The organism is Chryseobacterium sp. KBW03 (assembly GCF_003852415.1).
GTDB classification, from domain to species: Bacteria; Bacteroidota; Bacteroidia; order Flavobacteriales; family Weeksellaceae; genus Chryseobacterium; species Chryseobacterium viscerum.
The window spans coordinates 744,970-759,221 of record NZ_QAJO01000003.1 but is presented as its reverse complement, the minus strand read 5'-3'; the positions used below and the strand labels follow the sequence as shown (position 1 = coordinate 759,221).

General features: G+C 35.5%; 16 protein-coding genes. 15 read left to right on the top strand and 1 reads right to left on the bottom strand.

Features of this window, described 5'->3' with window-relative positions; translation table 11 throughout:
• Window positions 1-108 precede the first annotated feature (108 nt).
• From DBR39_RS07385 to DBR39_RS07365, 5 genes are all read left to right on the top strand, one after another.
• Complete coding sequence (locus tag DBR39_RS07385; protein WP_109738601.1) at window positions 109-1,068, top strand: PhoH family protein; 960 nt, start codon at window positions 109-111, stop codon at window positions 1,066-1,068.
• A gap of 120 nt (window positions 1,069-1,188) precedes the next feature.
• Complete coding sequence (locus DBR39_RS07380) at window positions 1,189-1,854, top strand: porin family protein (protein ID WP_124531826.1); 666 nt, start codon at window positions 1,189-1,191, stop codon at window positions 1,852-1,854.
• A gap of 473 nt (window positions 1,855-2,327) precedes the next feature.
• The gene (locus DBR39_RS07375; protein ID WP_124531824.1) at window positions 2,328-2,984 is read left to right on the top strand and encodes an outer membrane beta-barrel protein; all 657 of its coding nucleotides are present in this window, start codon (window positions 2,328-2,330) and stop codon (window positions 2,982-2,984) included.
• Between the two features lie 75 nt (window positions 2,985-3,059).
• Window positions 3,060-3,722, top strand: a complete 663-nt coding sequence (locus DBR39_RS07370; RefSeq protein WP_124531822.1) for an outer membrane beta-barrel protein — start codon at window positions 3,060-3,062, stop codon at window positions 3,720-3,722.
• 76 nt (window positions 3,723-3,798) lie between these two features.
• A complete protein-coding gene (locus tag DBR39_RS07365; RefSeq protein ID WP_124531820.1) occupies window positions 3,799-4,467 on the top strand; it encodes a porin family protein in 669 nt (222 codons plus the stop codon).
• 71 nt (window positions 4,468-4,538) lie between these two features.
• On the opposite strand, the gene ffh is transcribed toward DBR39_RS07365, so the two are convergent.
• Window positions 4,539-5,900, bottom strand: a complete 1,362-nt coding sequence (gene ffh / locus DBR39_RS07360) for a signal recognition particle protein (RefSeq protein WP_124531818.1) — start codon at window positions 5,898-5,900, stop codon at window positions 4,539-4,541.
• A gap of 391 nt (window positions 5,901-6,291) precedes the next feature.
• On the opposite strand from ffh, the gene DBR39_RS24200 reads away from it, so the two are divergent.
• From DBR39_RS24200 to udk, 10 genes are all read left to right on the top strand, one after another.
• A complete protein-coding gene (locus DBR39_RS24200) occupies window positions 6,292-6,429 on the top strand; it encodes a hypothetical protein (RefSeq protein WP_185147147.1) in 138 nt (45 codons plus the stop codon).
• Window positions 6,430-6,488: 59 nt separating this feature from the next.
• The gene (atpB, locus tag DBR39_RS07355) at window positions 6,489-7,586 is read left to right on the top strand and encodes a F0F1 ATP synthase subunit A (protein ID WP_124531816.1); all 1,098 of its coding nucleotides are present in this window, start codon (window positions 6,489-6,491) and stop codon (window positions 7,584-7,586) included.
• A gap of 47 nt (window positions 7,587-7,633) precedes the next feature.
• Entirely contained in the window at window positions 7,634-7,828 is a 195-nt protein-coding gene (gene atpE / locus DBR39_RS07350; RefSeq protein WP_002979108.1) for an ATP synthase F0 subunit C, read from the top strand.
• Window positions 7,829-7,910: 82 nt separating this feature from the next.
• Window positions 7,911-8,408 carry a F0F1 ATP synthase subunit B gene (locus tag DBR39_RS07345; RefSeq protein WP_109738606.1) on the top strand — a complete coding sequence of 166 codons (498 nt, stop codon included), beginning with the start codon at window positions 7,911-7,913 and terminating at the stop codon, window positions 8,406-8,408.
• A 2-nt stretch (window positions 8,409-8,410) separates the two neighbouring features.
• Window positions 8,411-8,950 carry an ATP synthase F1 subunit delta gene (atpH, locus tag DBR39_RS07340; protein WP_103234313.1) on the top strand — a complete coding sequence of 180 codons (540 nt, stop codon included), beginning with the start codon at window positions 8,411-8,413 and terminating at the stop codon, window positions 8,948-8,950.
• A gap of 16 nt (window positions 8,951-8,966) precedes the next feature.
• Complete coding sequence (gene atpA, locus DBR39_RS07335) at window positions 8,967-10,544, top strand: F0F1 ATP synthase subunit alpha (RefSeq protein ID WP_109738607.1); 1,578 nt, start codon at window positions 8,967-8,969, stop codon at window positions 10,542-10,544.
• 76 nt (window positions 10,545-10,620) lie between these two features.
• Complete coding sequence (atpG, locus tag DBR39_RS07330) at window positions 10,621-11,484, top strand: ATP synthase F1 subunit gamma (RefSeq protein WP_109738608.1); 864 nt, start codon at window positions 10,621-10,623, stop codon at window positions 11,482-11,484.
• Window positions 11,485-11,751: 267 nt separating this feature from the next.
• Entirely contained in the window at window positions 11,752-13,110 is a 1,359-nt protein-coding gene (locus tag DBR39_RS07325; protein WP_103234311.1) for a hemolysin family protein, read from the top strand.
• A gap of 10 nt (window positions 13,111-13,120) precedes the next feature.
• Complete coding sequence (locus tag DBR39_RS07320) at window positions 13,121-13,426, top strand: ATP-dependent Clp protease adaptor ClpS (protein ID WP_124531814.1); 306 nt, start codon at window positions 13,121-13,123, stop codon at window positions 13,424-13,426.
• Window positions 13,427-13,635: 209 nt separating this feature from the next.
• Window positions 13,636-14,250: a uridine kinase gene (gene udk / locus DBR39_RS07315; RefSeq protein ID WP_045497309.1), complete on the top strand. Its 615-nt coding sequence runs from the start codon at window positions 13,636-13,638 to the stop codon at window positions 14,248-14,250.
• The last annotated feature ends 2 nt before the right edge of the window (window positions 14,251-14,252 follow it).

The following is a 14,252-nucleotide window of genomic DNA, read 5'->3' as shown; positions in this document are numbered from 1 at the left end:
TTGCAAAGTTATTTAAAATAAAAAGAAAGCCCGAAAGATTGTTGAAAAGAATTTGATATAAATTTGAAAAAAAGCTTTAATTTTAAAATCTAATAAATAAAATACTGCATGTTTGAATTAACATATGATTTGGAAGATATCGACAAGAAAGTCTTCTATGGAGTTAATAACCAATATTTCAACTTATTAAAATCAAGCTTTCCAACCATTAAAATTACAGGAAGAGATCATGTTATCTTTGCAATGGGAAATCAGGAAGCTTTAGACATACTGAAGCAAAAACTGAACGACATTGTCTCATTTATCTCTAAAAACAATTCAATAGAGCTGAAAGACGTTGAAAATATATTGAATATTAAAGATGAAAACGAGAAACAACTGATCTTTGACCAGGATATTATTGTAAAAGGGGTCAACGGAAAAGTCATTAAGGCTAAGACCACCAATCTTAAAAAGCTGGTAAAGGAAACGGAGAAAAAGGACATGGTATTTGCCATAGGTCCTGCAGGAACCGGAAAAACGTACACCAGTGTGGCATTGGCAGCAAGAGCATTGAGAGATAAGGAAGTGAAAAGAATTGTCCTGACAAGACCTGCCGTAGAAGCAGGAGAGAGTCTGGGATTCCTGCCAGGTGACCTTAAAGAAAAGCTGGATCCGTATTTGCAGCCTTTATATGATGCACTTCGTGATATGATTCCTCATGAGAAACTGGAGGGATTCATGGAGAAAAAAGTAATTGAGGTGGCTCCATTGGCTTTTATGAGAGGACGTACCCTTGATGATGCCTTTGTAATTCTTGATGAAGCACAGAACACCACTCATGCGCAGATGAAAATGTTCCTTACCAGAATGGGGATGAACGCCAAGTTCATTATTACAGGAGATCCAAGCCAGATTGACCTTCCTAAAAATCAACAGTCAGGACTGAAAGAGGCTATGAGAATTTTAAGTGGAGTAAAGGAGATCGGATTTGTACATCTTACAGAAGAGGATGTAGTAAGACACCCTGTGGTAAGAAAAATTATCCTTGCCTATAATGATGAAGATAAAAGAGTGAGAAACGAGTAGTTCTGAATGAGTAAAAGTCTCTGTTAACCTTTCATTAACCTTTTATTATTTTATTAAAATTTGTTAATTTGAAAAAAATAATTAGATTTGCAGTCCTTAAATGTAAAAACTAATTTAAACATGAAAAAACTTTTACTTGTTGCAGCCGTTGCTGTTATGGGAATTTCTGCAAACGCACAAGAATTTCGATTTGGTCCTAAAGCTGGATACTCTTACTCTACAGTTAAATTAAAAGGAGACGGACAGTCTGAAACTTCAGATCCTGTACATACTTTCTATATTGGTGGTATTGCTGAATACAAATTGAGCGATAAATTTGCTCTTCAGGGAGAACTTTTATACTCGCCACTTGGAGGAAAGGTAAATGTAGCTGAAGCTGATCCTGATAATCCAACTACTTTTTTAAATGTAAAGGCAAAGCAGACTTATCATACTTTATTGATTCCTATTTCTGCTAAATATTTCATCACTGAAGGGTTGTCAGTTTCTGCAGGAGCAAGCTTCGGGTTGATTCTTTCTGCTAAACAAAAGCTTACCGCTGATTTCGGATTCGGAATTCCAGGATTTGAGCTTAATGCAGATGATGAAAGAGATATCAAAGATCAAATGAATACTTTGAACATCGCTCCTTTCCTTGGTGCAGAATATGCTTTGGAAAATGGATTGTTCTTTGATGCAAGATATAATCTTGGAATTTCTAACCTTGCAAAACATCCAGATGGGAACGAAAAAGCGACTAACAGCTTTGCACAAATTGGTGTAGGTTTCAAATTCGGAGGAAACTAATTCTGAAATTTTAATATCAGATTATAATATAAAGCAGGACAATTTTGTCCTGCTTTCTTTTTTGTGGCTTATATATAGCTTATACGAATATTGCATCAATTTTTTTTAATACAATGAGCCTACAGCGATTAGAAAAGACGAAATTATTCCTCCACAATAAACATTTGTTTAAATTTTAAGAGTTAATAACTTAAAAATTAATATTTTAGGTTAATTAATTTTGGTATTTTTGTAGAATTCATGGGGGTTTAGAAAAAAAAGTAAAATGTAAAAAAGTAAACATATCTGTCTCTTGTTGATAAAATGTAGTTTTTTTATTCATAATATTGTGAAAAACCTAAAGGTCTCTCCTGAATAGGATTTATTCTTACAAAACCCTTAATTTTAACAATGATATTAATCACATTAACAAATTTTAATATTCGTGGTAGCCACTGTAAATTTGCCCTCAGAAAGTATTAAAATTTTTTAAAATGAAAAAAATATTATTAGCGGGTGCTGTTGCACTTTTTGGTTTATCAAACGCTCAAATTGCTAAAGGAACTACATATTTATCAGGATCTGTTGAGTATTCTCAAAAAGAAACTAACAACGGTAACGATAAAAAAGAAAACTTCAACGTATTACCTACAGTTGGATATTTCGTTAACACTAACTTAGCAGTTGGATTAGGAATTGGATACCAAACTGAAAAGAACACTACCACTACTACTGCAACTTTAGGAAACACTACAATTGTCAACGAGAACGTTACTAAAACTCCAGCTTTTGTTGTTGCTCCATTCGTAAGAAAATACTGGACTTTGTCTGACAAGTTATATTTCTTCGGACAATTAGCAGTACCAATGCAGTTTGGAAAAACTGAAACTGAAACTAGCTCTGTAGCTACAACAGGAAATACAGTTGTTTCAAACTCTACTTCTACTGAAGCTAAGTACACTAAAATCGGTGTTACTGTGAAGCCAGGTTTAGATTATTTCTTAAACAAGAACTGGTCTATCGAAGCTACTATCGGTGAGTTCGGTTATAGCAACTACAAGCCAAAAAATGGTGATGCTACAAACAACTATAACTTCGGATTGAATTTATCTTCAGTAACTTTCGGAGTTAAATATGTATTTGCAAAGTAATAAACAAAGCATATAGCAAGAAAGCCCTGAGTAACCCTTAGGGCTTTTTTTAATAAAAAAACTAATATAATAATCATGAAAAAAATCGTATTGATGGGCGCTGTAGCGCTTTTCGGTTTATCAAATGCACAAATTGCAAAAGGTACCTCTTATCTTTCAGGACAGGTAGGATATTATCACAGTGAAAAGAATGAATTCGGAACTGAGAGAAAGAATGATGTGATCAGAATCCTTCCTACAATAGGGTATTTCGTTAATAGCAACTTAGCTGTAGGGCTTGGTATAGGTTATAAAAATGCTGTTACAAAATATAAAGTAAGTGGTTTTGGATCTCTTAATACAATTGAAATTAAAGATACGGATAACGCATTTGTTGTTGCTCCATTCGTGAGAAAATACTGGACTTTATCCGATAAATTATACATCTTTGGACAATTGCAGGTTCCATTGGAATTTGGAAAGGAAAAAGTGGATTTTAACAGCGAAGGTGACGGTGGAGATCCTATACTTTCCGCTCCGTTTAAACAAAAAAATAACTACACGAACATTGGAGTGAATATTAAACCGGGTCTGGATTATTTCGTGACTAAAAACTGGTCAATTGAAGCTACAATAGGGGAGTTCGGATACAATACTTACAAAAGAGACATTGATGGAGCTAAAAGAGCTGATGACTACAAATTTGGGATCAGTTTAACTTCCGTGACTTTTGGAGTTAAGTATGTATTTGCAAAATAATAAACAAAACACATCCGTTACAACGAAGATGCTTATCTTAGGTATTCTTAAGTTTAAAACTATTTAATATATAACCATGAAAAAAATCTTATTGGCATCTGCAATTGCTTTATTTGCAGGCTTAAATGCACAAACCACTTTCGGTTTGAAAGCAGGTTACGCTTTATCAAAACTAAATTCCAGTGAAAATGATTTTGAATTAGGAGGAATAGCAGGTAGTATGAAATCAAAGTCTGGATTTTATATCGGAGCTTTGGTTGAGCACAAATTTAATAACAAATTTGCTATTCAGGGAGAGGTAGAATATGCTAATCTGGGAGGAAAAGCAGAGGTTGGAATACCAGGCACAGGTATTACCTTAACTGAAAAGATGAATCTTAATAGAATCGTAATTCCTGTATCGGCAAGGTATTATGCAACTCCGGAGCTGGGAATTTACGCTGGTCCTTATGTAAGCTTTAAAACGAACAATAAAGCAAAATTTGAAGTAAGTGGTCCTAACGCCGGCATGGTAGATCCTTCAGGCCTTAAAGAAGGGGAACGCTATTTAGAAAGAGAGCTGAATAATGGATTGAAATCTACTGATTTCGGTTTATTCTTAGGAGTTGACTATAATCTATACAAAGGATTATTCGTGGATGCCCGCTATAGCTTTGGTCTTACCAATATGATCAAAAACCCTGTGGATGGTGAGAAATTAAAAATGAATTTCTTCCAGCTAGGAGTAGGATACAAGTTTAAATAAACAAGTATTTCCATAAAAATAAAAAACTCTCAGAAATTCTGAGAGTTTTTTTATGACTGATTTTGTCTTTTTTATTTTCCACCCATACCAGGCATTCCGGGCATATTTGGCATTTTGCTCATCATCTGCATCATCTGCTTTCCTTGAGGTCCCTGCATCATCTTCATCATTTTACCCATCTGTTCGAATTGTTTCATCAATTGATTTACATCTTCGATTTTTCTTCCCGCACCTTTAGCAATTCTGCCTTTTCTCTGAGTATTGATAATAGAAGGTCTTCTTCTTTCTTCAGGAGTCATAGAATAGATAATCGCTTCAATGTGTTTGAATGCATCATCGCTGATTTCTACATCTTTGATCGCTTTTCCAACCCCAGGAATCATTCCCATCAGGTCTTTCATGTTACCCATCTTCTTGATTTGGTTGATCTGCTTAAGGAAATCATCAAATCCGAACTCGTTTTTAGCGATTTTTTTGTGAAGTTTTTTAGCTTCTTCTTCATCAAACTGCTCCTGAGCTCTTTCTACTAAGGAAACAACGTCTCCCATTCCCAGGATTCTGTCTGCCATCCTTTCCGGGTAGAAAAGATCTAAAGCTTCCATTTTTTCCCCTGTAGAGATGAATTTGATTGGTTTTTCAACAACAGAACGGATTGTCAGTGCAGCCCCCCCTCTTGTATCACCATCTAATTTCGTTAAAACAACCCCGTCAAAATTCAATGCATCGTTGAATGCTTTTGCCGTATTTACAGCATCCTGACCTGTCATAGAGTCAACTACGAAAAGAGTCTCCTGTGGCTTGATGAAATAATGTACAGATTTGATCTCGTTCATCATCTGCTCATCAATCGCCAAACGACCCGCGGTATCCACGATTACTACATCATGATTGTTGGCTTTTGCAAAATTGATTGCATTTTCAGCAATGGTAGAAGGATTAGTAGATCCCTCTTCAGTAAAAACAGGAACATTAATCTGTCCTCCCAATACTTTCAGCTGATCAATTGCAGCAGGACGATAAACGTCACATGCTACCAATAAAGGCTTTTTATTTCTTTTTGTTTGTAAATAATGAGCAAGCTTTCCTGAGAAAGTAGTCTTACCAGATCCCTGAAGACCTGCGATAAGGATTACAGATGGCTTTCCAGAAAGGTTGATCCCTTCCTGAGAACCTCCCATAAGTTCCACAAGTTCATCGTGAACGATTTTTGTCATCAGCTGTCCAGGAGTAAGGGAAGTAAGAACGTTCTCTCCTAATGCTTTATCCTGAACTCTTTTTGTAAGATCTTTTGCAACTTTATAGTTAACGTCGGCATCTACCAATGCTCTACGGATCTCCTTTACGGTTTCCGCTACATTGATTTCTGTAATTTTTCCTCTACCGGAAATATTGTGTAATGCCTTGTCTAATTTATCCTGTAAACTATTAAACATATTGATTGTAAATTATAGGTTTGCAAAAATAAGGAATTTTTAGCATATCTAAAGTGTCCGGCACGTAATATTATATATATAAGAAAAAATGATATATATCAAATCATATCATAATACGATAGAAAAAGTCTATTTTTGCGATCAATTAAAATTTAGAATGAAAATCAATCCTAATATTCTTGTTGTCATTTTATTCTTTCTGACGTTTCTTGTACATTTTTCCATTTGGAAATTTGTTTTTCATCTGGATGAAATTATAATCATTAAATTTTATCTTTTTCTAAGCGTCATGTTTATGATGATGGTCACTCTTATTATTTTAATTAATAGAGTAGCACCACAATTTTTAGGATTGTCTGTTATTGGTTTGATCCTTTTAAAATTTGGTTTAATGTACCTAATCAGAAAAAAACTGAACTTTGAAGTCATTCCAGGCTATAAATTTCATTTCATCATCCCGTATTTTGTCCTGACAGCAATGCTTACCTACTATGCGATCAAGCTGATTAATCATGATAAAAAACAGTAAAATAATTTATTGAAAATAGAAAAAATATCATATTTTTGCACAACGAAAAAAACCTATCAATGTTTAAGAAATTCGCAGTTTTATTCTACAGTATTTTTGTATTAAACTTAGTGTCTGCACAGCACGGTGAGGCTCCTGCTGGGGCAGCTCCTGCTCAAGAGCTTTCAGAGAAAGACAAAGTAAGCAAAGAAAACAAAGAGTTCATCGATCATCACTTGTTGGATGCACATGATTTCACATTGATGGTAGATAAAGATGGTCACCACATCGGTTTCCCTCTTCCTGTTATTGTATATGATAACGGTTTTCACGCTTTCATGAGTAACAAAGAAGGGTTTATGCATGGAGAGCCTACTGAAGTAGATGGTTCTTTTTATGTACTGCACCATGAGAAAATCTATAAGACTGATGCTGCTGGAACTATAACTCTAGATGATCACGGTCACCCAACTAACGTAAAGCCATTAGATCTTTCTATTACAAAAAGTGTACTGATGATTTTATTAGTATCAATCTTTATGCTAGTGTTATTCGGTGGAATGGCTAAATCTTATAAAAAATCAGTTGTTCCTACAGGGGCAGCAAGATTTTTAGAGCCGCTAATTGTTTTTGTAAGAGACGAAGTTGCAATCCCAAATATCGGACATAAGTATAAGAGATTTATGGGGTATTTATTAACTGTATTCTTCTTTATTCTTTTCCTTAACGTTTTAGGATTAATGCCTTTCGGAATCAATGTTACAGGTAATATTACAATGACATTCTTCCTGGCTATCCTTACGTATTTGATTACAACATTCTCAGCGAATAAAGATTACTGGAAACACATCTTCTGGATGCCGGGAGTTCCTGTTCCAATGAAACTGATCATGCTTCCTATCGAATTATTAGGAACAATCACGAAGCCGTTCGCATTGATGATCCGTCTTTTTGCAAACATGACTGCAGGTCACATCGTAGTAATGAGTTTGATCGGATTGATCTACGTATTTAAGAATTTTATCGCAGGTGTTGCATTCCCATTCCTTACATTGGTAATTTATTTACTGGAAGTATTGGTAGCATTCCTACAGGCTTATATCTTTACAATGTTATCAGCTTTGTTTATCGGAATGGCAGTACAGGAGCACGAGCACGAACATCATGCTGCTCACTAATTGAAAGAGTTAATTAAAGTAAAACAAATTTTTTAAAATTATATATTATGGAAATCCCTAAAATTGTAGGTGCTGGTATCGTAGTACTAGGTGTAGGTATCGGTCTTGGTAAAATCGGAGCTGCTGCTCTTGAAGCTATCGCTAGACAACCTGAGCAATCTGGAAAAATCCAAACAGCTATGCTTATCGCAGCTGCACTTGTAGAAGGTGTTGCGTTTGCTGCTCTATTCGCAGTAAACTAATTAAAATCAGACCATTATCTGTAACGGTTGGTTGCAGATAATGGTTCTTTAAAAAAGTAATAATTATTTATACATTTATATAATGGAATTAATTCATCAGTTTTCATCAGGATTATTTATTATCCAGTCTGTTATTTTTCTAGCATTATTATTCTTGTTAGGTAAATTCGCTTGGAAACCTATTTTAACGTCTATCAATGACAGAGAAACATCTATTGTTGACGCTCTTAACCAAGCTAAATTAGCTAGAAAAGAAATGGAAACTTTAAAAGAGGATAACGAAAGAATCATTCGTGAAGCAAAAATCGAAAGAGATGCTATCCTTAAAGAAGCTAGAGAGATTAAAGACAGAATCGTAGGGGAAGCTAAAGATGTTGCTAAAGCTGAAGGAGACAAAATGATCGAAGCTGCTAAACAGACTATCAACGCTGAGAAAAATGCTGCTATGGCAGACATTAAAACTCAAATTGGTACTTTATCTGTAAACATTGCTGAGTCTATCTTGAAACAAAAGCTGGATAACAACGAAGCTCAAAACGAATTAGTTCAAAATTATTTAAACAAATCAAACCTTAACTAAGAATGCTTACATCTAAAGTAGCTAAAAGATACGCACAAGGTTTACTTGACTTCACCAACGAATCAGGTCAAACGGCTACTGTATTTTCTGAAATGAAAGATGTGGCAAAGATCATGAAAGAGTCTGCGGACTTAAATAAATTTTTCATGACTCCTTACATCGATTCAAAAAAGAAGATAGAAGTAGCAAACGAAATTTTCAAAGGTTTATCTGTTTCTTCCCAAAATCTGATCAGATTGGTGATTAAACACGGACGTGAAAACCAATTGAAAAATATCGCTCAGGAATTTATCAATAAAGTAGAAGACCTTAGTGGTATACAAAGAGTAACGCTTACTACAGCAACTCCGCTTTCAAAAGAAAATCTTGACCAGATTTTAAGATCTACCAATCTTGTAAATGCTGATTCAAACTTCGATTTGAAAGTAATTGTAAAGCCTGAAATTCTTGGAGGATATGTTCTGAGAGTGGGTGACCAGCAGGTAGATGCGTCTGTGAAGACAAAACTTAACCAAGTTAAAAAAGATTTCCAATTAAATTAAGAAAAACAACCATACAATGGCAGAAATAAATCCGGCAGAAGTATCTGCGATCTTAAAACAGCAATTGGCCAACTTCGATACTCAATCCAACGTTGAGGAAGTAGGTACAGTTTTAACCATCGGTGATGGTATTGCTCGTGTATACGGGTTAGAAAACGTACAATACGGAGAGTTGGTGAAATTTTCTAGTGATGTAGAAGGTATTGTACTTAACCTTGAAGAAGACAACGTAGGTGTTGCTCTACTTGGTGAAAGTAAATTAGTAAAAGAAGGTGATACAGTAAGAAGAACAAACAGAATCTCTTCTATCAAAGTAGGAGAAGGAATGTTAGGAAGAGTAGTAGATACTCTTGGTAACCCTATCGATGGTAAAGGTCCTATTACTGGGGATTTATACGAAATGCCATTGGAAAGAAAGGCTCCTGGAGTTATCTTCAGACAGCCGGTAACTGAGCCTTTACAATCAGGTATCGTTGCAATTGATGCGATGATTCCGGTAGGAAGAGGTCAGAGAGAGCTTATCATTGGTGACAGACAGACAGGTAAAACTACTGTTGCGATTGATACGATCATCAACCAAAGAGAATTTTTTGATGCAGGTAACCCTGTATATTGTATATATGTTGCGATCGGTCAGAAAGCTTCTACTGTAGCACAAATCGTTAAAACGCTTTCTGATAAAGGAGCTTTAGCGTATACTGTAATCGTTGCGGCTAACGCATCAGATCCAGTTCCAATGCAGGTATATTCTGCAATGGCAGGAGCTTCTATCGGAGAGTTCTTCAGAGACACTGGTAGACCAGCGCTTATCGTTTATGATGATTTATCTAAACAAGCTGTTGCTTACCGTGAGCTTTCTCTACTATTGAGAAGACCACCGGGCCGTGAAGCTTATCCTGGAGACGTTTTCTATCTTCACTCAAGACTATTGGAAAGAGCTGCAAAAGTAATCGCTGATGATAACATTGCTAAGCAAATGAACGATTTGCCAGAATCTCTTAAACCAATCGTGAAAGGAGGTGGTTCATTAACTGCTCTTCCAATCATTGAAACTCAGGCTGGTGACGTTTCTGCATATATCCCTACAAACGTAATCTCTATTACGGACGGACAGATTTTCTTGGAGTCTGATCTATTCAACTCAGGGGTTCGTCCAGCGATCAACGTTGGTATCTCTGTATCGAGAGTAGGAGGTAATGCTCAGATCAAATCAATGAAAAAAGTTTCTGGTACTCTTAAATTAGACCAGGCTCAATATAAAGAACTAGAAGCGTTCGCGAAATTCGGTTCTGATCTTGATGCTTCTACTTTAGCAGTGATCTCTAAAGGAGAAAGAAACGTAGAAATCCTTAAGCAGCCGGTAAATGCACCACTTCCTGTAGACAGTCAGGTAGCGATCGTATATGCTGGAACAGAAAACTTAATGAGAAACGTTCCTTTGAACAAAATTAAAGAATTCCAACACGAGTATATCGAGTTCCTAAGATCTAAGCACCCTGATACAATGGCTGCTATTAAGTCTGGAAAAATCGATAACGATATTACAGGTGTTCTTAAGCAGGCTGCTAACGATTTAGCTTCTAAATACAACTAAAAAAATAAATGTTTAAGGTTTAAAATATAACATTTTAAGCCTTAAACTTTAGACCATAAACTTTGAACCCAAATTAATGGCAAACTTAAAAGAAATACGAGGAAGAATTACGTCAATTTCATCTACGATGCAGATTACCCGTGCTATGAAAATGGTTTCCGCTGCGAAACTTAAAAAAGCACAGGACGCAATCGTAATGCTAAGACCATATTCTGAAAAATTACAGGAGCTTATCCAGAATGTAAATTCTAGCTCAGATCCTGATCAGATTTCTGTATATGCTCAGAAAAGAGAGGTTAAAAGAATACTTTTCATCGCTGTTACTTCAAACAGAGGTCTTGCAGGAGCTTTTAACTCTTCAATTGTAAAAGAGCTTAACCTTCAGTTTCAGAACAATTCTCAATACGAGGTTGAAGTTCTTCCTGTAGGTAAAAAAGCATTTGATGCTGTAAGAAGAAGCCGTTCGGTATATGCTAATGGAAGTTCTGTTTATGATAATCTGAACTTTGATGCCGTTGCTCACATCACTGAAGGAGTAATGACAAGTTTCAGAGAAGGTAAATTTGACGAAGTATATGTTATCTACAATAAATTCGTTAATGCAGCGACTCAGGAAGTAACAACAGAACAACTTCTTCCGATCCTGATGCCTGAAAACGCAGAGCCACAGGTGGAAACAGATTACATCTTTGAACCTAACAGAGCTGAGATTCTGGATAACTTGATTCCAAAGTCTATCAAAACTCAGGTTTTCAAATCAATCCTTGATTCAGTAGCATCTGAGCACGGAGCGAGAATGACAGCAATGCACAAAGCTACAGACAATGCAGAAGCTTTGAGAAATGATCTTAAGATCTTCTACAACAAAGCAAGACAGGCTGCAATTACCAACGAAATCTTGGAAATTGTTTCCGGAGCAGAAGCTTTGAAAAATTCATAAAGAATTATTTTAACATACAATTAAAGCACCGATACATTCGGTGCTTTTTTATTTACATAAGGTTAAAACCGCTGTTTGCCACCCAAAAGCTTTCTTTTTGCGGAGAAATGAAAGTTACCCTTCAGTTATTTTTTTATTGGAAAATAGCCATATCCTATCCATTCATATTTTTCTTTCAAAAAATACTCAATTGAAATAATCTATCCCGATTCAGGTTATTTTTATTTTGCATATCTTTGTAGCTAATAAAATTTATACAACTTCTAAATGGACTCGGACATAGTCAGGCTTTTGCTGGCCTTATTTCTTGTTTTACTAAATGGCTTTTTCGTAGCCGCAGAATTTTCAATTGTTAAAGTTCGTTACTCACAAATTCAGTTAAAAGCCGCAGAAGGCAATTCTATGGCTAAACAGGCAGAGCATATCATCAAACATCTTGATGAATATCTTTCCGCCACACAATTAGGAATTACATTGGCATCACTTGCCCTTGGATGGGTAGGGGAAAGTGCCCTGCATCATATTGTTGAAAATATTTTCGTGTCTTTGAGCATTGAATTGACTCAGACAACGATTACTACAATTTCGGTAGTGACAAGTTTTGTATTGATTACCATTATGCATATTGTATTTGGTGAGCTTATTCCAAAATCAATCGCGATCAGAAAATCTGAAGCAACCACGATGGCAACTGCGGTTCCATTGAGGGTTTTTTACACGGTTTTTAAACCATTTATCTGGTTGATGAACTCGATGTCAAATGGTTTCCTTAGATTGGTTAAAATTCACCCGGCTTCCGAGCAGGAAATCCACTCTACTGAGGAACTTCAGCTTTTGGTAAAACAAAGTGCTGACAGCGGAGAAATTGAGGAAGAAAACTATGAGATCATCAAAAATGCATTTGATTTTACAGATCACTCTGCTAAACAGATCATGGTTCCAAGACAAAATATTACTTCCATCGATTTTGAAGAAGATGTCAATGACATTATCAACAAGATTATGGATAGCGGATATTCGCGTATTCCTGTATATATTGATTCTATTGACAATATCATTGGTATTTTCTATACAAAAGAAATCATCAGAGAATTTGTTAAAAGAAAAGGAGAGTTGGATCATGAAGACCTTAAAGATCTGATGCGTGATGCATTTTTCGTAGTAGAAAGCAAGAAAGTATCAGACTTACTGAAAACATTCCAGCTTAAAAAACAACATATAGCGGTCGTTATAGACGAATTTGGAGGAACTGAAGGGATTATCACATTAGAAGATATTCTGGAAGAGCTTGTAGGAGAAATTCAGGATGAAGAAGATGATGAAGAAAAGATCGTTGATAAAATAGCAGACAATACCTACTGGGTACAGGCTACACAGCCTTTGGACGAAATCAATGAATTCCTGCCAAAAAGACTTCCTCTTTCCGAAGAAAGCGAATATAATTCATTAGCAGGATTTATTCTTTATGAATTGGAAGAAATCCCGGAAGAAAACCAGGAGTTTGATCTTGAGGATTATCACTTCAAAATTCTGAAAATGAATAATAAGAGTGTAGAGCTTGTAGAACTGATCTATCAGGAACCTAATGCTATAGATCATTTAGCAGATAAAATTGGAGAAGTTTAAAACCGTTAGGATGAATTTTTATAATAGCATAAAAGATTACGAAAACCCAAAACGTCAGTATGAAGAAGAAGTCCTCGTTTTGGATGATACAGATGAAGTTTATAAACTCGTATTGCATAACGATGATATTCATACATTTGATTATGTAATAGACTGCCTGATCGAAATCTGTAAACATTCTTTGGAACAGGCCGAGCAATGTACGATACTTGTTCACTACAAAGGTAAATGTACCGTAAAAACAGGCTCAATGGATGTTTTGAAACCCATGCATGACAAATTAATTTCGCGCGAATTAACAAGCGAAATCGTATAAAATAAAAAACCGACAAATTAATTGTCGGTTTTTTTTATTAAATCCGGAGATGAAAATCAAGTAATAGCAATACATCACAAAGAGTAATGGCCTTTCAGGAAATCTTTTAATCTTTAAATGCTTTAATCTTTTAATTTCTCAATATTCTTACATTGTCATATTTTATCTAAAATAGTATATTTGTACCAACTATAAAGAAACAAAAAAGAATGCTTGTAATAGGAATTGCCGGTGGTACTGGATCCGGCAAAACTACAGTTGTTGATAAGATACTTCAGCAGCTTGATATTGAGGGAATGAATATCCTCTCTCAGGATAATTATTATCACGACAACCAAGGTCTGACACTGACAGAAAGAGAGGCTCTGAATTATGACCATCCGAAGTCTATAGATTTTGAATTATTGATAAAACATGTGAAAGCTTTAAAGAATAACGAGCCTATTGAACAGCCGATTTATAGCTTTGTCACTCATTCCAGAACAGGAGATCATGTCACTGTAGAACCTAAAAACGTATTGGTAGTAGAAGGAATTCTGGTGTTGACCAATAAAGAACTACTGAAAGAGTTTGACCTGAAAGTATTCGTTCATGCAGACTCTGATGAAAGGCTGATCAGGAGGATCAGAAGAGATACCCAGGAAAGGGGAAGAGATCTGAGCGAGGTACTACACCGTTATCAGACTACTTTGAAACCAATGCATCAGGAATTTATCGAGCCATCTAAAAATGATGCCGATCTTATTATCCCTAATATGAAACAGAATTCCGTAGCAATTGATTTTTTAACTACTGTTATTAAAAACTCGTTGAAAAAACATTAAAA